Here is a 23,753-nt window from a genome sequence, read left to right on the forward strand (position 1 = left end):
GCTCCAGCGGGTTGAACGGCTTCGTCACATAGTCGCCCGCGCCGATGCTGAGGCCCGCGATCTTGGCGATGTCCTGGCTCTTGGCGGACAGCAGGATGATCGGCAGCTCACGAGTCTCGCGGATGCGCATGCAGGCTTCGCTGCCGTCCGTGCGGGGCATCATGACGTCCATGATGATGAGGTCGACCGGATGACGCTCGAGCAGGTCGAGCGCTTCCAGTCCGTCGGACGCTTTAAGCAGCGTGTAGCCTTCGTTGACAAAGTAGATTTCCATCAGCTTGATAATTTCTTTTTCGTCGTCGACCAGCAATATCGTTCCTCTGACAGCCATCTTTTCCTCCTGCGCGGCAAGCTTTTCCCTGAATCCGTTATCCCCAATATAGCATACGAGCCGATGCGGCAATTCTTAAGACATGCTTAAACTTTGCGGGGACAGACTGAGAGGGCGGCAGGCGGACGGTTGACCCGAAGCGCTTGGAGGCCTATAATTAACGCCAAGCAATCCCAGCTATTCAGGCGACGACCAAAGACAAGATCCCCTTCGAGGACCGGCCAGAGAAAGAGGTGCAAGGTGCGAGCCTCTGCGGATACCGGAAGCGGATTACCCCTTTGCAGCCGTAGCGTCGAAATCGCGTGCCGCCCGGCGCCGCGTCAGTAGGCGATACCGTCTTATCCCCGTTACCGGATACCGATGAGGACTTTGCCCGTCATGGGTCGGCATGCTGCCGACGCGTGTGCGACGCAGGTCGAATTAGGGTGGAACCACGAGCTGAACGCACTCGTCCCTTGGGGATTGTGCGTTTTTTTGCGTTCAAATACACCCTAAGGAGGCTTGTGCAATGGTAAAGGTAACGTTGGCTGACGGAAAAAAACGAGAGGTGGTCGGCGGCACGACCGTCGGCGAGCTGGCCGGGATCATCGGACCGAGCCTCCGCAAGCGGGCGATCGCCGGCAAGATCGACGGCAAGCCGGTCGACCTCGGCACGCCGATCGAAGGCGATGCGCAGGTCGAGATTCTGACGCTGGACGACCCAGATGGAATCGTCGTTTACCGCCATAGCGCGGCGCATTTGATGGCTCAGGCGATTCGTCGCTTATACGGCGGCGCGGACGCGGTCAAGCTGGGAATCGGGCCCGTTATTCGGGACGGCTTCTATTATGACATCGATATGGAACGGTCGTTGACGGATAGCGACCTGGCCGACATCGAACGCGAGATGGCGCGGATCGCCGCGGAGGATCTGCCGATCGTCCGGCATGAGGTGAGCCGGGAAGAGGCTGCGGCGCGGTTTGCCGCCGACCCGCTAAAGCTGGAGCTGATCCGGGATCTGCCGGCGGAAGCCGTCATCACGGTCTACGAGCAAGGCGAATTCGCCGACCTGTGCCGGGGGCCGCATCTGCCGTCGACAGGCCGCATCAAGGCGTTCAAGCTGATGAGCGTGGCAGGCGCCTATTGGCGAGGCGACGCGAAAAACAAAATGCTGCAGCGCATTTATGGCACTGCTTTTCCCAATGAAGCCGATCTTCACGAGCATCTGCGCATGCTGGAGGAAGCCAAGAAGCGGGATCACCGCAAGCTCGGCAAGGAGCTCGAGCTGTTCATGTTCTCCGAGGAAGCGCCGGGTATGCCGTTTTACCTGCCGAAGGGAATGACGATCCGGACGGAGCTCGAGAACTTCTCGCGCGAGATCCAGGGCAAGCGAGACTACGACGAAGTGCGCACGCCGTTCATGATGAACAACCGAATTTGGGAACAATCGGGACATTGGGATCATTACAAAGACAACATGTACTTCACGCAGGTGGACGACACGAAGTTCGCGCTGAAGCCGATGAACTGCCCGGGCCATATGCTGATCTACAAAAACGAGCTGCGCTCCTACCGCGAGCTGCCGATCCGGCTGTCCGAGTTCGGCCAGGTTCACCGGCACGAGTTTTCCGGCGCCTTGAACGGGATGATGCGGGTGCGCACGTTTTGCCAGGACGACGCCCATATTTTCTTGCGCCAGGACCAGATCGAGGCGGAGATCAAGCGGACGATCGCGCTGATCGACGAGATCTATCGCGTATTCGGCTTCGAATACAGAATCGAGCTGTCGACGCGCCCTGACGACTACCTCGGGACGGCCGAGACGTGGGACGAGGCCGAACGGGGATTGCAGAACGCGCTGGACAGCCTGGGTCTGCCGTACCAGTTGAACGAGGGCGACGGCGCCTTCTACGGGCCGAAGATCGACTTCCACATCCTCGACGCGCTGAAGCGCAGCTGGCAATGCGGCACGATCCAGCTCGACTACCAGATGCCGGACAAATTCGATCTGTCGTACGTCGGCGAGGATGGCCTGAAGCATCGGCCGGTCGTCATTCACAGGGCAATCTACGGCTCGATCGACCGGTTCATCGGGATGCTCACCGAGCACTACGGCGGTGCGTTCCCGCTCTGGCTGGCGCCCGTGCAGGCGAAGCTGCTGCCGGTCTCGGACCCGTTCGCCGACGATGCGCTGCGGATCAAGCGCGAGCTGGCCGAGGCGGGCATCCGTGTCGAGGTCGACCTGCGTAACGAGAAGCTCGGCTACAAGATCCGCGAGGCGCAGCTCGCGAAGGTACCGTACATGCTCGTCGTCGGCGAAAAGGAGCGCGAGCGCGGCACGGTGTCCGTCAGGCGGCGGGGCGGCGGGGATGCGGAGGAGATGACGGTCGAAGCGCTGGCGGCAAGGCTCGTGCGAGAGGTAAAGACAAAGAAGCTAATTGATTAGTAGTCGGCCCTGTCTGTGTCAGCCGTTATCGCAAGCCTATCACGGTATAGGCGAAGCGACGATCGCTCTGAATCGGCTGATGGGAGAAGCTATAGTTGATTTACGCAAGGATATTAACTTTAAATTTGGCCCTCGTTGAACAAAAACGAGGGCTTTTTATCGTGCTTTTGTGACATTCAACAGCCGGCTTGTCGAACGAATGCCATCTCTTAGTAGAAAGATGAATGGCAGGCTGGAGGTGCAGCAATGGACAAATCGCTAAATTGGCAGGATCTGTATTACGATGGCGAGCTGGATTACGGCGATTATTACGATGAGGATTTGCGTGAAATCATTCGAATGGCAGAACAGGACTTATTAGACAGGAGGTAAATTCGCGTGAGTTTACATCGGCAAATTTTTATGTACGGTTTGGATACGGGCCATTTTTATACGCCAATCGAACAACGCATCAGCCGACGAATGCATCGCACAAGAAAGTACATGGCCTATCTAAAGTCGGCTCAAAATCTTGGCAAACGAGCGGCAGATCGCCTTGCCTTTGCGAACGATCGGTTAAAGCGGCTTAAGGAGCAAATGAAGCAGGCTTTCGCGCAGAACGTCGCCATCAGAAAACTGGATGCCGGCGGACTTAAGCCGCAAAACGTCATCGGCGTCTTCGAATCCGCGCTGACCCGGACGCTTGGCATCGCTCGGGACACGCTGACCGAGGATTTGTTCGTTATTCAAACCTACTATCTGGCTGTGCTGGAGGATCTTATTCTGAACGGATTCATGCACGGAGGCAACAAATATGTGTGCTTTACCGCAAGCGCAGGCCAGATCCGTTCGAAAAAAACGCTGTTCATTCGGGAAAGCCTGCTGCTGCAGCATCAGATGGCGTTGTCCTGTGGCTTGACGACGGAATCGATCAATCGTCAGAGAGGCATCAACAGCAACAAATATTTGGCGTATCTCGCACTTTGCGCTACAGCAACTGAAGAATGGCCGGAATTCGATATCGACAAGGCGATCGTCGTCGACGATCTGCAGACGGCAGTCCGAAGCCTTGCCGACCATATCGATATCGGCACGTACGAGATCCGCAGAACGGAGTTGGATATCCCCTTTACCCATACGGACGGCTGCGGCATGATTCTCCCCCGGCTTCAAAAACGCAGCATGATGGTCAGACTGCCGTGGATCAAAGGGCTGCTCGTTCCGTTTCCGTTCGATAAGTTTATCCGGGAGCATCGAAAGAGCCGATCGGATAGACGTGTCGGGATCGTAAAGGACATTTACGGACAAAGCCGGGATATTCTCAAAGAAGGTATCGAGGTTATTTTTACGAAGAGCCAGTTTAAAATGTGGAACTATTATCAGTCCTGGCAGCAATATCAGCGTTTGTATCGGACACACGGATGCCGGGCAGGGAAATGCAACGAGGAAGAAGAGCGCCTCGCCGACGCTAAGCTTAACTATCAAATGTTGCAGACCTTAACGTCGTTATCGGATGACGAGCTTCTAGAGCTCAGCGCAGCATCCCGGGATCTCATCGTCAGGCTCGGGACAGATAAAACAACGATGCTAAAAGTACTGGGCGTGGTGGATTCGAACACGGACAAAAATTATTACCAGCAAGCGCTTGAGATCTACCCGGAGCTCTTGAGCGACACTTATAGCAAAGAAATATTGAAGCAGGTCAAAAAGAGCAAAATCAAGGCGGCTAAGTCTGGGAAACTGGACGTCGATGGCAAGTATACGTACATTTGTCCCGATCTTTACGCTTTTTGCCAGCGGTTATTTCTGGGCGAGGCGCGCCCGTCGGGGCTGTTGGAGGATGGAGAGGTGTTCTGCAGCCTTTACGACAACGAGACAAGGCTGGACTGCCTACGCGCCCCGCATCTGTACCGGGAGCATGCGGTGAGGACGAACAAGACGGACAAAGAAAAGAAACGATGGTTTGTAACCAAAGGCTTATATACGAGCTGTCGCGATGCCATCGGCAAGCTGCTCATGTTCGACAACGACGGGGACAAAAGCCTCGTCTGCGCGGAGGCGACGCTGGTAAAAGCCGCGGAAAGAGATATGCGCGACATTGTACCTTTATATTATGAGATGGCCAAGGCAGATGCCCAGACAATTAATGCTCGCAGCATATATGAAGGAATCAGAGCTGCATATACCGGCGGCAATATCGGATCCATTTCCAATGAGATTACGAAAATCTGGAACAGTCCGACAGTCGATCTCGATGTGATCAAGTGGCTGTGCATGGAAAACAACTTTACGATTGATTATGCGAAGACGCTGTATAAGTTGGAGCGACCGGAGGATAAACACGAACAGATCAACAGCTACGGGCATGCGAAGCTTCCGCACTTTTTTAAATACGCCAAGGACAAGCAAGAGCATGAGATCGAGCCTGCCAATCAGAGCGTTATCGATCGCTTGGGCAAACTCATTCCGAACGTCCGCATTCAGTTCTCCGCAGCTCAGATCGGCAAGCTAGACTATCGATTATTGATGTCGAAGCCAGATCGGGAGCCGGATGCAGCCATTATCGAAGCTTATGCGGAGCGCGATTTAAAGAAGCATTTCTTTGGAAAAACAAAAGCTGGAGACGGGGAAGACACGCAGCAAGGTTACCTCTATGTGAAAATCCGCAAGGAGTTGCTGGAGATCAACGACGACATTGATGCAGTCGTTGATGTGCTTGTGGCTTATTTATACGGATTGAAGCAAAGCAGCTACAAAACGACGCTCTGGTCTAGCTTCGGCGATATCCTGGTTCGTAATTTAAAAAAGAATGTGCCCATGAAATTAGATGACGGCCATATCATGTGTGAGAGTTGTGGCGAGCGGATTATCAAGACATCCCGTAATCAAAAGAAGTGCGAGCCATGTGCCGCCAAAGCCAATCGGGAACAAACAAGGGAACGAATGCGAATAAAAAGGCGAACATATGTTTGAATATTAAAAATCATGTAATCCTTGATATGACGGGGTTCTGGGGCTGTTAAGAGCCGGCATCAGACCTTGGGGTGGAAGAAAAATCCTTTATGTATCAAGGTTTTTCGTGCAGATAAGCCCATTTTAGAACGGTCTTTAAGGGAGACGGCATGAACCCGCCGCCGCATGGGAAGAGGATGCTGCCGATAGCCAGAATCGGCACCCTCGCGTTCCTAAAAAATTCAGTGCGTGTTCATTGCTGCTCTAATGCTTGCGAAGGGACTGGTCGTCATGATTGATAAGTGAACCGGGAAGACATCGAATTGCTGCTCTTAGCCGCATTGCCTGTTCCTATCCCTAATTGCGAACCGCTGTACGCACCGACGGTCCGCGAGGTCGTGGAAATGGGAGAAGGCAAATATAATCAGCTGTTATCCGTTCTGCTGTTCGACAAGAACAGCCTCCCGACAGACCTATCGAAAGAGCTAAGTCATTTCGAGGTCTTTTTCATAAATTGCTATTGCAATCCGGAATTCCGGCAGATAGCCGAGCTGGCGTTCCGCACGGTATTCAAGGCCAAGACGGAGATGTGCGACGTGCAGACGTCGGCGGATCCGTATTTTTACTTCGCCAACGGCTCGCGCATCGACCGGACCAACTTCGACTTCATCCAGGAGGTTGTGCGGATCGGCAATCATGTGAGACTTCAGAAGCGCGATGAGGACGAATACAATCCCGCAGACGAGGTTACGGCCAAGGTGATCGCCGAGATGCTCGCCAGGAAAAAGGCGCGTCCCAAACCGAAGCCGGACATTAATCTACATAGTATGATCTCGGCGCTCTCCTGGAAATCAGGGAAGCCGCTGTTGGATGAGATTATGCGACTTTCGATGTATCAGTTTTACGACGGCTATCGCAGGGTGGAGAACCTGGACTCCATACATTACACTTTGTTCGGCATTTATACCGGCAATATCGATGCCAAGAAGATGAACCTGAAGGACCTTCATATCGCTAAAATAATCGACCACAAATAAGGAGATGTTCCAACTATGACAGCACTTAATCAATGGGTAATCCGCGATGTACCGAAAGCAACCTTCGTAGACGTAGCTACGCGTAAGCCGCTCTTCTACCTGTCCGATCTCAAGACGTCCCAACTGGAAAATACGGCCGAGACCGTATACGCGCGCGGCGGTAGCGGCAATCCGAAAATCGTCGGCTTCTCTTCGACCCGCGACGCCAAAATCACGATGTCGAACGCCGTGTTCGACAATGCGGCGCTGGCTATGATGACCGGCAACGATGTATTGAAAGGCGTAAAAGCCGTTCAGCAGCGCGACGTGCTCGAGGTATCGAGCGACAAGGCGACGCTGAACTTTACGCCGAGCGGAAGCGGCGCCCTGGTCGCCGTCTTTAAACTAAACGAAGACGGTACGCATGGCGAAGAGATCGAATTCGCGTCCTCGACGGTCGCTGCCGGCGAATACAGCCGTACGGCTAAGGTGCTGTCTTTCCATGCGAGCGAGCTGGCGGACGGTGCCAAGATCGTCGCCTATTACAATACCAATACGGACTCGAGTGCGCAGACGATCACGATTTCCGCGGACAAGTTCGCCGGCTCGTTCGGCCTCGTACTGGATGCAATTGTCAAGTCTCCGTACGACCAAAAGGACTACCTGGCGCAGATCGAGATCGGCGCCGCCAAGATGGAGGACAACTGGAACATCCAGATGCAGGCGACCGGCGATCCGAGCGAGCACTCCATGCCAATCTCCATTCTCAAGCGTCCGGGCCAGCAGGATCTTTACAAGATCACGCTGTACGACGGCTCGCAGCTGATCTAAGAAGCGGAGCGGCTAGAATATAGGAAGAAGCCGGAGCGGATCGCAGTCATCCGCTCCGGCTTCTTGCTTTTCCGTTCGTCTGTTGCAGCTGAAGGGGAATGAAGCGGCGTAAGCGGCATGCGTTCCCGCTTCATATGCAACAGACTTTATCGTGTTAACACTACTATCATTCGGGAGAGATGATGAGATGAGCAAGGCATTAAAGGTATCGGACGTGCAGAAGCTGCACAGGGAGCAGTTCGGGCGACTAAAGCGCGTCATGTTGCACGACGGCAGCTATGTGGACGTTCATGTGGCGTTCAAGGCGACCGATATGCAGCGGTTCGTGCTCGACTACGCCGGGATGATCTCCCAACTGAAGGAGAAGGGGCTTGGACTTGAGATTGTCAAGGACGTCACCTTTCTCTACTATATGCTGCTGATCAAGCACTTCTCGTCGCTCGCGAACCTGCCGAAGGACGTCGAGAAGCTGATCGTGCTGTGCGAGAAACTCGTCGATCTGGGGCTTCTGGAGGAGATCGTACGCGCCTTCCCCAAGGAAGAACTCGACAAGCTGACGGAGGCCGTGATGCGGATGGAGCAGAGCGGCGAAGCGGGCGCGATGGCGCCGCCGCTTGAAGAGACGATGACCCGCATGGAGCAAGGCGGGGAGGAGATTCACAAGCCGGCGGGCGACTGACCGCCGGACATGAACTAGAGAAGGAGCGTTATACATATGGCGAGTGCCAACGATCTCAACGTGCAGGTGACGGCGATCCTGAACCAGGCGTCGTCCCTCAACAACATAAATGAAGCGATCAAATCGCTGGAGAAGAGCTCGACGCTGCGGAAGCTGAGCCTGATCGTAAACGTGGAGAGCAACTTAACCGCGCTGAAGGCTATTCAAAGTCAGCTGGATGCCCTGAAAGGCAAAGCGAAAGAGGCGTCGGACTCGGCTTCGAAGTTTGCGGAGAATCTTACATCGTCGTTGAGTTCTTTTTCTGGGGCAATGCCGGGGGCTCTTGGGGAAAGTTTTATTACAAAAATCGTTCCTAATATGTCCGAGGATCGAATAAAAAGTCTCCAAGACTCTATCTCAAGAATGAGCGGCGTTGCAGGTCATTCGGTTACGACACTTAGAGCGCTTCGATTAGAACTTCTAGGCGTTCAGATTGGTGCAGCTGCTCTGCAAGCAACCCTTTCGTTCGGCTTATCCCTCGCGATTTCCTTTGTTATCAGCGGCATCACCTCGCTGATCGAAAAGCATAAACAACACAAAGCCGAAATGGAAGCCGAACGGCAGCGAATCGAGAAGCTGGCCCAGACTTGGACAGACCATAAAGACACAATTGGACAATTGATCAAGCGGTATCAGGAGTTGGATAACGCCACCAACCATGGTACGTCATTTACGAATAGCGAGCAGGCGGAGCAGTACCAGAAAACGATGAATGAGATCGCCAAACTTCTGCCTAATTTAGTTGATCACATCGACGAACAAGGCAACGCTCACTTAAAAAATACAGAAGCGATTAAGCAAGAACTTAGCTATACGGAAAAGCTGGCCGCTCTGACCGAGCAGGCTAATAACAAAAAGACGGTAGGCCAGACCGCAATTGTTTTTAAAGACGACCTGTCTGATATTGAAGACAATCAAAGCAAGATTAATTCGAAAAAGATGCAAATTGCCATTGGTTACGAAAATGATTTTGCCATGCTACATAATATCAAGCTTTCCGATGCCGAAATTGCACAGCTTAATCTAGACATTCTCAACCTAGAGCAAAGCAGCGCCGAAGCGGCTGCCAATATTAAAAGCAACATGGCGGATATTGTTGAGAGCACGCTGGAGCTTAACGGCATTAAAGTGGATGAAGCAGTCATTGAGAACGTTCAAAACCTGCTCGCCGGCTTTAATTTGGATGGCTTGAATTCGAAGGATATCCGGGCCAAGACAACGGAAATAGCAGATGCCATTAAGCAAATATATAGTTCGAATGTTGGTACCGAAAAGTTCTCGGCAGCAGCGACCAAACTTCAGCAATCGCTTCAGTTAACCGATCAGCAACTGATGGCCTATATCGATCAGATCAAATACGGCACATCGTCCACAATGGATCTGGATGCCGAGTCGGCCAAGATGGCAGCTACATTCAGCCAAACCAAGCAGGAGCTAGAGCCACTGAATCAGGCGATGGCGACCATGCAAAATGGACAAACATTAAGCAAGCAATCGGTCGACGAGTTGACCAAGCAATACCCCGAATTGCTCTCTCACATTCAACGCACAGCCGACGGATGGACGATCGAGACTTCCGCGTTGGAGGATTTGCGCAAAGAAAAGTTGCTGAAGGCCATCGAAGATGCCAAAAATGAAAAGCTGTCGACGGATGCTGCAATCGACAATGCCAAGCAGCGTATTAAGGCTTATCAATTGGAACAGCAAGCTTTGAGGGAAGGAGGGTCCCCTAAGGATCAAGGGCCTGTTCTAAAAAAAGAACCGCCTAAACCGGGGTCCTCTGATTTCAAATTGTACGATCCCGATCGAGTCTCATTTAATCTTAAAAACTTTAATGAAACGGCTTATACCGCCGATCGCGCTAAGTATTTAAAGGAAGAAATATTAAAAGAACAAGCGGAGAAAGATCGTCTTGATAAAATTTCTAAGGAACAGGATGAACATTTTAATTACTACTATAATCAGTTAAACTCAATGGGGACTGGTAGTGGAGGTGGCAGTGGATCCGGTGCCAGCAGCGGGGCGCCAGATCCCAAACCCGTACTCGATGACGCCATAATGAGCCTCGACATTACGAAGGAAGAAGTCAAAGAACTAAACGCGCTCTTCGATGCACGCAACAAAAATATCGAGGCTTTGGAGCGCCAGATCAAGGCGGCCGAAAAAGCGCAGGACTACGGAAAAACGCTTGATCTTACGACGAAAAAGCTGGAAGCTCAGAAAAATGCTGTAGCGGCGCTTGAAGCGGCTCAAGGCAATCTGAATAAAAAGGCGAACAATCTGCGTGTGAATAATTCCCAATTCGACACCTCGGATTGGTTCGACGCGGACGGAGAGGCGTCTGTGGGCTTCAAGCGTGATCTAAATGAATTCGCGACGAAGTCGCAAGCCGTTCACGAAGACAAGATGCTTACAATCGAGCAGAAAAATACGGCTATTAAAGCTCTTGAGGAGCAACAGCAGGCTGCGCAAAACTTGTTCGACCAACTCTACGCAGTGAAGCAGGGATGGTCTGCGAATGCGGCAGAGATCCTCAATTTTAAGAATTCAATTGAAGAAACCCAAGATTCCTTGAGCAAGCTCAAGCTTGAGAATACGAATGCATATCTCGATAAGCAACGTAAAGGGCTCGAAGCGCTGGACGACCAATATGACGCCGCTCAGAAGACACTGCAGCTGTACGAGAAAGGAACAGCCGCGTACAATGCGCAGCAGGAGAAGCAGAATGCGCTGCTGCAAAGTAAAGTCAACTATGTAAGCAGTGAGATCGAATGGACTGAAAAGAGGCTGAAGCAGGTCGGTCTGGAGAAAGATCAGATCAAGGCGCTGAACGAGTATCTAGCCGATCAAAGGTCAGAGCTTCTTGATCTCCAAGTTGCTCAGAAGCAGGCGGCGGACAGCTGGGCGGCTGACGTCAAGAAAGCTGCCGAGGATGCGCTTGGCGTTGTCGAGGAGCACTATAAGCGCCAAGGAGAGGCCGCCGTCAAGGCGCTCGAAAAGGAAATGGACGCTTATAGGGAAATCATCGGTCTTCAAAAACAAGCCTTCAACCGGGAAATTGAAACGGAAGACTTCCAATCCTCGCGGGACAAGCTGCAAAAAGAGGCGCAGGAGCTTCAGGACCGTCTGAATAAATACTCCCTTGATTCCTCGATTGAAGGAAAAGCGAAGCAGGCCGAAATCCGCAAGCAGCTGGCGGACAAAAACGAAGAGATTGCCGCGCTTGAGCAGGATCGGTCGCGCAGCTTGCGGGAAGAGAACTTAGACGATCTGCTTGCAACCAAGGAAAAGGAAATCGATGCCGCCAAGGAGGCAGCCGATCAGAAATGGCAGACCGAGCTTGCGCAGGATGCACAGTACCGCACTTTGAAGGAAGCGATACTAAACAACAGCATCACCAATATGGAGACCGCGCTGCAGGGGTTCTCCGCTAACGCGCAGACCTATATGGATGCGATCGGCAGCAGCATCGATATGAATATCGCTCAAAAGCTGGACGAAATTCAGAAGGTCAAAGCGGTGTTTAACGGCATCAATATGCTAAGCACGAACCCGGCGACGACCTCCGCGGAGAATAACTTAAATACAACCGCTTCAGGTACGGGCGCGTCTGCGAAGCAGGCGGACTACGAGAGGTACTTGAAGCTAAAGCACGAAGCGGAGCAGATCGGTACATCAAAGGCGATTAAAGACGGCTCCTATTATCAATCATTGACTCAGGAAGCAGAAGCGCTTCGAAAGAGATGGAGCTTTGAGAATCTCAGCTATGATGCGCTGGTAGCCAAAAACATTACCTATTATCATGACGGCGGCGAAGTCGGCGAGCCCAATACGACGCAGATATCCTGGGTGCAGAAGGCGTTGAAGTCCAACGAAGTAATGAGTATTCTTCGCAATTCGGAGGTCGTGCTGAACAAGCCGATCCAGTTCATCAACGATATCGCCAGCCGCGTCATAGGCAGTCTCTCGCCGGCTATATCTACGGTATCCGTGCCGGTGGCGGGGAATACGAACTTCAGCTTCACAATCTCGGGCAATACGTTCGAGGGCGGGGAAGCGGGGGCGCAATCGTTCATGGATTTAATCGAACGCAAGATTCGAACCAAGCAGCGCTGAGGACCCGCCGGGTCCTCTTTTTCTATCCTCAAGGGAGGTGTACGATTTTGTCCATTCGTTCGAGCGAATATTTAATTTATAACGGCCGTTCGTCGGCCGAATTTAATCTGGTCAATGTGAATCTGAACACAGGCTTGCAATCCGAGCCGCTCGTCGGACGCCGAACGCTTCGCAGCGACAGAGTCAGAGGCAACGACCGTCCCTACTTTATGGGCTTTGACAAGGAACCGCTTAAATTTCCGATTACTATAGCGTTTATGGACGCGTGGGACGAAGAGCGGATCCGGGATGCGGTGCGGTGGCTCTATTCGCCGCAGTATCACGCGCCTCTCGTGTTCTCCGACGATCCAGACCGCATTTTTTACGGCCTGTTCGTCGAGGACAACGAGCTTGTTCACGACTGCGCGCGGAGCGGCTATATGACGCTGCTCTTCGAGTGCGCGGATCCCTATTCCTATACGCCGGTGTATGAGGAGGTGCACGATCTCTCGGCGAATTCGGCTGCGGGGACGAGCATCGCGTTCAATAACTTCGGAGACGAGGATTGCCTGCCGACCGTGACGATCGAGAAAGTTGGCGATGGCGACGTCAGCATCATTAACCAGTCAAACGGCGGTGCGGAGACGACGCTGACCGGCCTCGTAGACGGCGAGATTATCACGATGGACGGCGAGTCCAGGGACATCGAATCCAGTCGAATCGACACCTACCGCTACGGGAATCTAGTCGGGGATTATTTGCGGTTGCCTGTATATTACAATTATTTGCTCGTCAAGGGCAAGTGCAGGCTCAAGCTGAAGTATCAGCTTAAACGACATCAGTAGGAGGTGAACGCAATTATGATTCTGGATATTGAAGACTACCCTGAGCTGGTCAAACCAAGGCTGTATATCGCCAGGCCGGACCGGACGATCGTCGGAGAGCTGACGGAAGCCTATGGCATTAAGAGGACGATTCAGCTCGGCGCGGTCCCGACGATCGACTTCAGGCTGCCGTATCGCGTGCATAAGCGAAACCGGCTCGTGCCGAATCCGAATATCGATCACGCCAGAAACCGTTATTTGATCAAATTCGTACAGGGCGTAACGGAGGAATGGTATCTGATCCGCACGCCGTCGAGCAGCATGGACGAGAGCTCAGATTATAAATCGATCGAAGCCTACGGACTGGCCTTCGAGTTGGCTGACAAGACAATTCGCCGGTACAGCGCCGTCAGCTTCTCGGCTTCGCAGGTGCTGCAGGACGCGCTCGGCCCGACGATCTGGTCGCTCGGCTATGTGGACGCAGCGTTTGACGTGACGTACCGCTCATTCGAGTACAGCGGCAATGTGCTTGACTTCGTTACGCAGATTGCCAATACGTTCGGTGCTCTCATCGACTACGACTCTGTTCATCGCAAGGTGAATCTGTACAATTTCGACAATTACGGCCGGAACAAGGGGCTGGAGGTTAGCTACGGCAGTCTGCTGAAGCATGCGACGGTCACCGAAAATTCAGATGAGTTCTACACCCGATTCAGCGCAGCCGGAGCGGAAGGCATCGACATCACGGGGCAGACGGTCACGGGCCAGAACTATATCGAGGATTACAGCTTCTTCATGTATCCGTTTGAGCGGGACGAGAACCGTGCGGTTATCCGGCACAGCGACTATATGAGCGATGCTCTGTGCCATGCGCTGCTCGATTACCGGGAGGCGCTTGTGGCAAACGACGGAACGTATCAGGGATATTTGTCGCAGCTGTCGGGCTTGCAGGAGATCGTTGATGACCAAACGAGCTTGCTGAGGGATTTACAGGTGCAGTTGAAGACCATCGAGGATTCGCTGTCGGTGGCCAATGCCGCCAAAGAGCCGACTGATGTATGGATCGCAAAGAAGACGGCTAAGTTGGCTGAGATCGCTAGCCAGGAGATGCTCGTCAAAGCGGCGCAGACAGATGTAAACGTCATTAAGTCGCAGATCGCAGAGCTACAGAACGGCTTGGCGTTGACCTCACACTTCAATCCCGAGCTTCTGATCGAATGGAACTCGTATATTATCGAGGGTTACTACGAAAACAGCAATGTTACGGACGACAAGCAACTGATGGAGCTGATCACAGGCGAGTTCGAGCAGTACAAACAGCCGAAGATAGTGGCCGAGATCGGCATTGTTAATCTGCTAGAATGCGTCACTGAGAATAAGAAGTGGGACAAGCTCAATCTAGGCGATATTGTCACGATCCGCCACACGCGAATTGGCATCGACGTGCAGGCCAAGATGAACCAGATGACGTTCGATTATGAGAATGGCGATATCAGCCTTACGATCAGTAACGTCAAGGATCTGACCTCTCGCTTCATGAAGGACTACAACCGCAACAACCTGACCTCCTCTAATGTCATCAGCAATAGCTACAAATGGAATGCCGCCGCCGTCGATGTGAACGAGGTTCAGAGCGTGCTCGACGGGGTCTGGGATGCGACCAAGCGGGAGATCACGGCCAGCAACAATGAGACGGTGGAGATCGGGCGCCAGGGTATCTGGCTCAAGGATATCAGCGACCCGATGAAGATCGTCGTGCTCCAGCATGGCAAGATCGGGTTGAGTAACGACGGGGGCAATACGTGGTCGACAGCAATCGATGCCTCGGGCGTTTATGCGCAGCGGCTGGTGGGGCAGATCATTGCGGGTGTGGGTCTGACGATAACCAACTCGGGCGGCACGTTTACGGTCGATCAGAACGGCGTAAAGATCGCCGGGACATCACTGACTGTAACAGGTGGTGTGCCGGAGTCGCAGATCAACAGTGCAAGCACGTCGAAGTGGAACACCTCCGAAGCCAATGCGAAGCAATATACGGACACGCAAGTCAATTCTTTAAACCTGGCCATTGCCGAATTTTCCAACGACAACAAGTTAACACCATCCGAGAAACAATCCATCAGGCAGGAATGGGATATTATCGCTGGAGAGAAGCCGATCATTGAGGCCGAAGCCGTCACTTACGGGATTTCGACAGAAAAGACTGCTTTTCTGAATGCGTTCTCTGCGCTCGGCTCGTACCTAACGCCACTTCTAAGCAATCTGAATTCGACTTCCGATGTCGCAGGTGCTGACCTTAGAATTAAGTTCTCCGACTATACGACGTCTAGAGCGGTGCTGTCTAAAGCTATTTCCGAGAAAGCAAAAACACTCGCAGATAACGCTCAAACATCCGCCAACACAGCCAACAGCCTGCTCGCCGATATCGCAAACGACGGAAAATTCACAGCAGCAGAGAAGCAGCAGGTGAAGCTGGAATGGGATACTATCGTCACCGAGAAAACGAATATAGAGTCTCAGGCTGCGACCTACGGCATTTCAACGAACAAGACTGCGTATGTAAATGCGTACAATGCTTTAAGCTCATACATTACGCCTTTACTTGCATCTCTGGCCGTTACAAGCGATATTGTCGGAACGACCTTTAGAGCCACCTTTAAGTCGTATTATGATACTAGAACGATTTTGCTCGCCGAGATCACAGATAAATCTCTGCAAGCCGCCAAAACCTATTCTGATTCTCAGCTATCAACGACTATCAATAACCTGTCCAGCGATAATCTCCTTACCGGCTTTGAAAAACAAGAGGTAAAACGTCAGTGGGATTGGATCATTGCGGAGAAGCCCACATTAGACGCACAAGCGGATGTGTATTCGATCACGTCTGAGAAAACAAGCCTTGCGAATTCCTATAATTCGCTAAATGCTTACTTGTCTCCGCTTCTTGCCGATCTAACGACGACCACGGCCATTGTCGGCGCGATGATGAGAAGCAACTTTACGGATTATTATTCGAAGAGGGCGTTGCTGTTAAAGGCGATTAGCGATAAGGCCGTGCAGGTGGGGAAGAATTACAACAATGTCGTAATCAGTTCTACGGAAGGTATTACAGTAGTTGATACCAACACGAAAAGTAAAGCGATCATGAATAAAGACGGGTTCAGAATGCAAGCAAATACAGGTAATCCTGCGAACCCATATTGGGATGATCGTTTTTATGTTGACCAGGATGGTAATTTGATAGCGAACAATCTGAAAGGTTCGAGTGCCGAGATCTCTGGGACGATCAACGCAACGGGAGGGAACTTCCAGGGGAATATTACTGTGCTGGGGAGCATGTATGTTCAAGGGAGTATGAGTGGGAATATCACATCCAACAGGATCACAGTTAAAAGCGGAAATGGAGTTACCCTGTTGGATGGATTTAATGATACATATGGCGGTAAAGTCGTTCTTAACGATAATAGTGGCAACCTTAACGTCCGGCTAGGCGTTGAGAGCGGCACAGGTGATAATACTGGCGGTACACTAGTGTTATATAATGATGCTCCTGGCGGCACAGCAGGCTATAGTGATAAACAAAGAGTTGAAGCAGGAATTACAAAACCTAACACTAATAATCCCGCATATGGTGACTTTGGGCTAATTAATCTTAGGGATACAACCTCAAAAGCAAGGGTCTCTCTAAGTGCAGGTAGTGCAGTTACCATCAATGGAGCAAATGTTGGCGCTCATATAGGAATAAGAGATACTGGCGAGCAACTCGTAACATTCCTAAATCTAAATCAAGGTTATATAAACAATAGCGAGATATTAACACGTAACAATATAAACACTGTTAATATTGTTGCAAAGTTGGGATAGGTGAATATGGAAATAGAAGTAGATTTTAATCCCTTTAAGAACACACCAGTAACTACAATTACATTATCAGGAAAAGACATCGAACAAGAAATTAAGGACCAACATCCTGTCCCGACAGAATAACAGTGTTAACAGGGGTATCTTTATAAGGATTAGCATAAGGATCTACTCCAACTTCTTCAGTTGGACTTGGCATCGCACTAGGCCCACTACTAGGACTCGGTGTGGGCGTACTAGTTGCAGAGGGCTGCTTCTGCGTCTGAATGCTAATCGTACTCCCGTTAATGCTCACTTGACCTCCAACAGCTTCAGCGGCCTTTCTCAGCGGAAGGTAAGTCGTGTTGTTGTAGGTAATGGGCTGAGCATCAATGGGCTTGCCATTAACATTGATTTTTAGATCGCCGCGAATGGATGCCTTAATGGTTTGAACAGCAGATGCGCCATAAGCGGAACCGGCGGTTGCGAAGATTGCGCCAGCGATGAAAATGGACATATATTTGATGGCATTTTTCATTAGTTACAGCTCCTTCATCAATGTTCTGTAGAACATTTTACCATATGATTTTAACGCATGATATAACTTATAAAGGAGCCAATTAATATGCCAATTTTTCGCTTAGAAGAAAATGATATTCAAAACTTACTGACCTTTTTATCCAGGCTCAAATATGACGGTGCCGATCACTTTGCTGAAGTTGAAGCCGTGCAACGAATTCGCCTTGCCCTCACTCAACCTGTAAATAAAGAAAGTGAATAAATAAATGGCGCCATCACTATATGTTAATCCGTCAATTACTTCGGTGAACTGGAACATTAGCGGACTAAGCAGCCCATTTAATACAAATTTTTATAAATCAGCGTATATAGAAATAAATAAAAATAAAGGGAATTCAGAAGTTACCGCTATTTCTTCGACAACGGCAACTCAAGCAAGCGGCACGTATTCCATTCCCGCATTAACACCCAATACACCTTATACCGCTGAGGGGTTTGTAATAACAAAAAGTAATGCCGTCGTTTCAGTGGGCACTTATCCGTTTACTACGCTGCCGAATCCTCCTTCCTCAATGGATGGATATGTGACAGCATCAGCGTCAGACACATATAATTATGCTCCGACTGAGGTGTCGTTTTCATGGGTCTCTTATACAGGCAATGCCTCCTCGTATGAATATTCAACATCGAGTGGCGGATCAGGCAACATTACAGAAAAGTCAATTAATATCGGATTGAAATCTGCAGGAACTTACTCCATTACAGTAACACCTAAAAATATTAGCGGATCTGGCGGCAGTGGCACAGCTAGCATTACTTTGATAAATCCACCGACTCCCCCGGTTGGAACGCCGACTGTTAGCGGATTTGGCAAAATCGGAAAACAGATTGAAGTATCTTGGACTAGTGTTAGCGGAGCTACCTCCTATGATGTAAGTGCTAATGGGGTTAATAAGGCCAGTAATGTAACCGGACTGAGTACGACGATCTCTGTGGATAAAGAGTATACAAATTATCTTATTTCTGTTACTCCCAAAAATGGAACAGTGAAAGGTAACACCGGTTCAACAAATATTTATTCCTTGGATGAGACACCACCTACTAACAATGGCGTTTTTTTTAATTTATTAAAGATCGGCGACAATTTTATTTATGTTTCAATCGATGGCGGGTCAGATGCGACTCCTACTAATGGCAACGCAAGCGGAGTAGCTGGAGTAAGAATGATGATCCAACAAGGCGAAGGAACGTCTAATATGGCAACATATACAGATGACTCAGGCGCGTATGCTTTGCATTATGTCTACTTTACCGGGTTAACACCCGGTGGTGTCGCGTTACAGCCTAATACGAAGTACACGATTGGTGCTCGCTACTATGACAAAGACGGTAACTATGCTCCATTGAGCGGTATGAAGACATTAACGGTCACCACGACCTCGTCCATTCCCTCTCCCGTTACTTTAATTAATCGATTCGAAGGCGGATTTAATCTTCAATGGGGTGTTATTGCTGGCGCACTTAAGTATGAATTAGCGTACAAGCCATCGATAAACAATGTATGGCAGTCTAATGAGTTCACAAGCAATTCTGGCTCGGTGACGCTGAATACCTATGGATTAGAATATGAATTAAAAGTACGATCTTACAAAAACGATTCTTGGAGCGAATATTCCACTAGCAGTATCGCCACTACTTCTCCCAAAACGCCTTCCATATCAAGCAGCTACCTTAACGGAACGCTAACCATATTTGTGAGCGGAGTCGGAGTTCCTAATTCATATTGGGACAGCTTAATTGTAGAGAGGCGGTTATCTTCAAACGGGAGTCTAGTGGATACCAAGAGCACGACGGCAAATGGTTCCTTCGTTCAATGGTCCATTGAAAGTGGGTCGATTAAAAACTACTATTTCGTAGCTCACTCCGTAAAAAATACGGTTAAGTCGGCGGATTCTAATTCTGTTAGCTACAGTAGACCTGAGAATTATTCCTGGACCACACTAAAGTATCCGGGGGGGCCCGTTCCGACGGCGAAGGAATGGAATGATTTAACCAAGAGGATTAATGAATTTCGCAATTACAAGGGACTGAGTCAAATTAACTTTATTGCCGGCAGCCCAAACTCTCCCTTGACTGCAGAAATGTACAATAAAGCAGCAGCATCAATAAACAATTTGGGACCTTCAATTCCCCTTGCGTTGGCGAACAGTGGAGATCCTCTGCTTGCAGCTAACCTGAATCAATTCGTAGAATCACTAAATAGCATAATGTAAAGGGTGAGCTTATGAGTATCGAATACCGTCCATCAACGATAACTAAGTATAGAGCGGGAACGCTTGAGGATCCGTACATTCCGATCACGGAATCGAGAAAGATCATTAATGGCCAGATTCTTTTATCGGAAGTCCCGGTACGAAGTAACCGCGTGATCATTGCCAATCATACAGAAGTCCAAGAGATCCCTGCTGGCGGCCTGCAAGGATCTCTTTTTTGTGTGGATTATAACGAAGGAATCGTTTCGTTTTCGCCGTCGCAAGAAGGAAATACGATTAGTGTCTCTTATAAAGGAAGAGGCGTGCACTACGTAGCGGCGGATCGGGTGTGGACGAAGCAGGATCATGGAAATGTAGTAGAGACGCTGGGAGAACTCATAGACAGCAGTCAGGAAGCGCTTCATGCCCTTGATGAGCTAACGGACAAGTTGTCGGAAGCAGATCAAGCAATTCAAGAACTAAACGGACTGAGCGAAATTGCAGGAGTTGCTGAAAGCAATCGAGCAGCCGCTGAGTTAATCAGAAATACGGCAGAAAACATTCGGTCGTCTGCAGAAACAAGCAGACAAACGGCTGAAGTTGCACGGTCAACGGCAGAGACGACTAGAGCTTCTGAGGAGAATAACCGGATCAGTGCGGAGTCCGGACGAAAAAATTCGGAGACCTCCCGACAATCGAATGAAACTACCCGGCAAACTGCTGAAGCTTCCAGGCAGACGGAGGAGACCCAACGCACCATGTCAGAGACGGGGCGTTCGATCTCCGAATCGGCGCGAGTTGTTGCTGAAGATACCAGGGTGCTGGCTGAATCAGGAAGAATGAGTGCCGAGTCGTTAAGACAATCTCAGGAAGAAGTCCGAAAAGTCGATACGTCCGCAGCCATTGCAGGTGCGAATGCGGCGAAGGAGGATGCAAGCAACGCGGCGACCGTTGCCCATACCGCTGCAGGCAATGCCGACTCCAAAGCTTCCTACGCTCAGACACAAGGCGACTATGCCAAAGCTGCAGGCGATAATCTTTTTCATAAGGGCGATTTCAGTTTGGGTTCCGCCTATAAAGCGCGGAATCTTGTTTATTATCAGGGCGCCACTTACATGTGCATTCTCGATTCCACCGGCAATCAGCCTGGCAATACCACTTATTTTAAGAAAATAACGAATCAGCGATGGTTGGGAATGTACAATGCAAGCACTACTTATAGCTTCGGCGATGTCGTCGTGGATGCGAATAGCCAGAACGTCTATCAATGTGTTAAAGATTCGACGGTTAATGCTGCGCTTAATAACGCTTCAAACTGGGCATTGCTCATCAGCATAGATTCATTGGTTAGTCGTACGAACACTGCAATTGAGACGGTCAATTCCGCAGCAACGCAGGCATTGACGGCGACAACTGAAGCGAATACCGCCAGAGACGGCGCAATCGCTGCTGCGGGCCATGCCAACGAGCAGGCCAGCCTGGCCGAAACGGCTGCAATCCAGGCAACTGGAAATGCCTCTTACGCTCAAACACAAGGCGATTACGCAAAAGCTCAAGGGAATTATGCAAAATCGGTTGGAGACTCTGTTGTTTACAAAGGCTCTTATAATTCCACGACTGCTTATGTGCGGAACAACAGCGTTGAATACAACGGCTCAAGCTACACTTGCATCGCTTCGTCAACCGGTAACCTTCCGACGAATACGGATTACTGGGTCATGAGCGCCAGGAAAGGTGCGGACGGCACGGGCAGTATGATTGAGGTCAAGTCGACAAGTGGAGATCTGCTCGTCTCGAATCCGACGACCTCTGCTGACATTAGTCTTAATCCTGCGATCAAATCGAAAATTGAAGGTATCTCTTCGAATGCGAAAAACGTCGCTAGCTCGTCAACCAATGGCAACATCAAGATTGATAATAGCGAGGTAAACGTTTATTCGCATCCTGCCGGTGACGGTAATCTGCATGTACCTGCAACCGGTACTACGAATAACGGTAAATACCTCAAAGCAGGGTTGACTGCCGGTAGTGTTTCATGGTCTGCCATCCCACCTGGCGATATCTTGCTCGATAATGCTAATCGATTTGTCACGGATGCTGAGAAAACATCATGGAATGCAAAGGCTTCAACCAGCAGCGCGACCTCCTCCTCTAGCGGACTTATGAGCGCGGCCGACAAAGCGAAGCTGGATGGCGTGGCCACTGCAGCCAATAACTATGTCCATCCTACCGGGGATGGGAACCGACATGTGCCAGCGACGGGGACGTCAAACAGCGGGAAAGTCCTGAAAGCAGGAGCGAATGCAGCGAGCGAAGCATGGGGGACTGTAGACTGGTCCGAACTAGCCAGCAAGCCGCAGTTGACGCAGCGAATCGTCCTTTCCGGACAGCTCCAGAAAGTGTCCTACCGGAAATCCGTTATCGCCCTGTGTGACCTGACGAATACGGATATAAGCCTGAATTCGTATAGCGCGGGAAAATTGTACTTCAAGCGGGGAAATGGACTTTTCGGTATGCAAGAACTGGACTTCGTTATGAGCAAGAAGTATAGCTCGACCGTTCCGTTCTACCAAGCTATCGCATTGGGAGAGCTTGTGGAGGGGAATATCCGTCCCTGTACCTTTACGTACAACGGAGTGAAGTACGGGGGAGTGGAATTTTTCTTCTCAGCGGCGGAACTGTCCACCGTAGAGTTCCACGGCATGACCTCGCTCGCTATGTTTGGACTTGACTACTGGGATACGCAGAATAACGTCACGCTCATTCAGGAAGTTAGCGATTCGCTGAACTACACTGATCCAGTAGTGTCCACCATATTGACGTATAATGGCTACGACGTGTACCACTCCGGGAACCTCGTTTCCGAGGCCATTCCGTTTACCGACCCATTCGGGAATCTTTCTTCTGAAAACGTGCGGAATGCGATAGGGGAAACCTACTCTACCCTCGACGCACGGATGGGCGCAGTAGCTAATAATGCTATGGCCTACACGAACAGCAAGATAATGGTCAAGTACGTGCGGCTCGCGTCGTTCTCCAACATCACGTCCTTCTCGGGATTACCCATACTGGACGGGATGCAGGTTGCGGAAGGGGATCGAATCCTAGTCAAAGATCAGACCACAGCCGCAAACAACGGCATCTACGTAGCCTCATCCGGCGCTTGGACCCGCGCGGCGGACGCGCAGTATGACGAGGACTTTCCCGTAGGACTTGTTGTACACGTCCTACAAGGGACTACAAGCTCGGGATTGTGGCGGATGACCAACACTTCCCCTGTCACTGTTGGAACAACCGCTATAAGCTTCGTCTATGCTATCCCTACTGCCACAAATATCTCGGCGGGGCTTATCGGTGTCACCGACAAGAACAAGCTGGACGGACTGGATACCCAAAGTATGCTCACCGGACCGATCAAGAAGGCTGTTCGGGTAGCCACGACCGCCAATATCTCCCTGTCTGGATTGCAAACGATCGACGGGATTACGCTCGTGGCGAACGACCGCGTTCTTGTAAAGAGCCAAACGAACGCGGCTCAAAACGGCATCTACAAGGCATCCTCTGCATCTTGGACTCGGGACTATGATGCGGACGTTTCGTTGGAATTGACCTTCCCGTATATCGTACCTGTGGAGAAGGGGACGCAGAATGGGGGAACCGTGTGGATGTACAGTAGCGGGCTTGCATTTGGAGCATCCCCGACAGTAGGGACCACCGCCGCCAACTTCACGCGAATCATCCCGAATGCTTCCGCAATCCCGATCACGGATGCAGGGAACGTCATTACGGCTACGAACGTGGAGGACGCGTTGCAAGAGCTTTTTACCTCAGTCAGTAATGGGAAAGCGTTATTGGAAACGACCATTACTGGCCTTGGCGGAACAGTTTCCAAGGCAGGTAGCGTCGCCACTTTCGCGGAGCTTCAAGCCGGGATCAATAGCATCCCGGCCGGACAGACCTATTTGTAAAGG

General features: G+C 50.8%; 14 protein-coding genes. 12 read left to right on the forward strand and 2 right to left on the reverse strand.

Annotation, left to right across the window (positions count from 1 at the left end; genetic code table 11):
- The coding region (locus KVT38_RS18860; RefSeq protein ID WP_217595301.1) for a response regulator at positions 1 to 331 on the reverse strand (331 nt) is incomplete at its 3' end.
- A gap of 508 nt (positions 332 to 839) precedes the next feature.
- Here KVT38_RS18860 and thrS point away from each other — a divergent pair.
- The 9 genes from thrS (at position 840) to KVT38_RS18900 (ending at position 17,035) form a co-directional block, all read left to right on the forward strand.
- On the forward strand, positions 840 to 2,756 hold the full coding sequence (gene thrS / locus KVT38_RS18865) for a threonine--tRNA ligase (protein WP_217595302.1): 1,917 nt from the start codon (positions 840 to 842) through the stop codon (positions 2,754 to 2,756).
- A 246-nt stretch (positions 2,757 to 3,002) separates the two neighbouring features.
- Entirely contained in the window at positions 3,003 to 3,128 is a 126-nt protein-coding gene (locus tag KVT38_RS35225; protein ID WP_256454877.1) for a hypothetical protein, read from the forward strand.
- Positions 3,129 to 3,134: 6 nt separating this feature from the next.
- Positions 3,135 to 5,708 (forward strand): RNA dependent RNA polymerase, encoded by a 2,574-nt coding sequence (locus tag KVT38_RS18870; RefSeq protein ID WP_368859126.1) that lies wholly within the window; start codon positions 3,135 to 3,137, stop codon positions 5,706 to 5,708.
- A 383-nt stretch (positions 5,709 to 6,091) separates the two neighbouring features.
- Positions 6,092 to 6,724, forward strand: a complete 633-nt coding sequence (locus tag KVT38_RS18875; RefSeq protein ID WP_217595303.1) for a hypothetical protein — start codon at positions 6,092 to 6,094, stop codon at positions 6,722 to 6,724.
- A gap of 15 nt (positions 6,725 to 6,739) precedes the next feature.
- Positions 6,740 to 7,534, forward strand: coding sequence for a hypothetical protein (locus KVT38_RS18880; RefSeq protein ID WP_217595304.1), 795 nt, complete (start codon positions 6,740 to 6,742; stop codon positions 7,532 to 7,534).
- 187 nt (positions 7,535 to 7,721) lie between these two features.
- Entirely contained in the window at positions 7,722 to 8,213 is a 492-nt protein-coding gene (locus KVT38_RS18885) for a hypothetical protein (protein ID WP_217595305.1), read from the forward strand.
- Positions 8,214 to 8,249: 36 nt separating this feature from the next.
- A complete protein-coding gene (locus tag KVT38_RS18890) occupies positions 8,250 to 12,368 on the forward strand; it encodes a coiled-coil domain-containing protein (RefSeq protein ID WP_217595306.1) in 4,119 nt (1,372 codons plus the stop codon).
- A gap of 47 nt (positions 12,369 to 12,415) precedes the next feature.
- Positions 12,416 to 13,192 (forward strand): distal tail protein Dit, encoded by a 777-nt coding sequence (locus tag KVT38_RS18895; RefSeq protein ID WP_217595307.1) that lies wholly within the window; start codon positions 12,416 to 12,418, stop codon positions 13,190 to 13,192.
- A gap of 15 nt (positions 13,193 to 13,207) precedes the next feature.
- The gene (locus KVT38_RS18900) at positions 13,208 to 17,035 is read left to right on the forward strand and encodes a phage tail spike protein (protein ID WP_217595308.1); all 3,828 of its coding nucleotides are present in this window, start codon (positions 13,208 to 13,210) and stop codon (positions 17,033 to 17,035) included.
- A gap of 91 nt (positions 17,036 to 17,126) precedes the next feature.
- Here the strand turns inward: KVT38_RS18900 and KVT38_RS18905 are convergent, their stop codons facing one another.
- Positions 17,127 to 17,549 (reverse strand): copper amine oxidase N-terminal domain-containing protein, encoded by a 423-nt coding sequence (locus KVT38_RS18905; RefSeq protein ID WP_217595309.1) that lies wholly within the window; start codon positions 17,547 to 17,549, stop codon positions 17,127 to 17,129.
- 87 nt (positions 17,550 to 17,636) lie between these two features.
- Here KVT38_RS18905 and KVT38_RS18910 point away from each other — a divergent pair, with 87 nt between their 5' ends.
- Genes KVT38_RS18910 through KVT38_RS18920 form a run of 3 tightly spaced genes read left to right on the forward strand, consistent with a single transcriptional unit; the run spans position 17,637 to position 23,750 of the window.
- Entirely contained in the window at positions 17,637 to 17,792 is a 156-nt protein-coding gene (locus tag KVT38_RS18910; protein ID WP_217595310.1) for a hypothetical protein, read from the forward strand.
- 4 nt (positions 17,793 to 17,796) lie between these two features.
- Positions 17,797 to 19,803 (forward strand): hypothetical protein, encoded by a 2,007-nt coding sequence (locus tag KVT38_RS18915; protein WP_217595311.1) that lies wholly within the window; start codon positions 17,797 to 17,799, stop codon positions 19,801 to 19,803.
- An 11-nt stretch (positions 19,804 to 19,814) separates the two neighbouring features.
- Entirely contained in the window at positions 19,815 to 23,750 is a 3,936-nt protein-coding gene (locus KVT38_RS18920) for a hypothetical protein (protein WP_217595312.1), read from the forward strand.
- The last annotated feature ends 3 nt before the right edge of the window (positions 23,751 to 23,753 follow it).

This window comes from Cohnella sp. GbtcB17, assembly GCF_019091135.1.
Taxonomy (GTDB): Bacteria; Bacillota; Bacilli; order Paenibacillales; family Paenibacillaceae; genus Cohnella.

Coding starts and splice junctions, on each gene's coding strand:
- thrS (WP_217595302.1), top strand. CDS start 840: ATGGTAAAGGTAACGTTGGCTGACGGAAAAAAACGAGAGGTGGTCGGC.
- KVT38_RS35225 (WP_256454877.1), top strand. CDS start 3,003: ATGGACAAATCGCTAAATTGGCAGGATCTGTATTACGATGGCGAGCTG.
- KVT38_RS18875 (WP_217595303.1), top strand. CDS start 6,092: ATGGGAGAAGGCAAATATAATCAGCTGTTATCCGTTCTGCTGTTCGAC.
- KVT38_RS18880 (WP_217595304.1), top strand. CDS start 6,740: ATGACAGCACTTAATCAATGGGTAATCCGCGATGTACCGAAAGCAACC.
- KVT38_RS18885 (WP_217595305.1), top strand. CDS start 7,722: ATGAGCAAGGCATTAAAGGTATCGGACGTGCAGAAGCTGCACAGGGAG.
- KVT38_RS18890 (WP_217595306.1), top strand. CDS start 8,250: ATGGCGAGTGCCAACGATCTCAACGTGCAGGTGACGGCGATCCTGAAC.
- KVT38_RS18900 (WP_217595308.1), top strand. CDS start 13,208: ATGATTCTGGATATTGAAGACTACCCTGAGCTGGTCAAACCAAGGCTG.
- KVT38_RS18905 (WP_217595309.1), bottom strand. CDS start 17,549: ATGAAAAATGCCATCAAATATATGTCCATTTTCATCGCTGGCGCAATC.
- KVT38_RS18910 (WP_217595310.1), top strand. CDS start 17,637: ATGCCAATTTTTCGCTTAGAAGAAAATGATATTCAAAACTTACTGACC.
- KVT38_RS18915 (WP_217595311.1), top strand. CDS start 17,797: ATGGCGCCATCACTATATGTTAATCCGTCAATTACTTCGGTGAACTGG.
- KVT38_RS18920 (WP_217595312.1), top strand. CDS start 19,815: ATGAGTATCGAATACCGTCCATCAACGATAACTAAGTATAGAGCGGGA.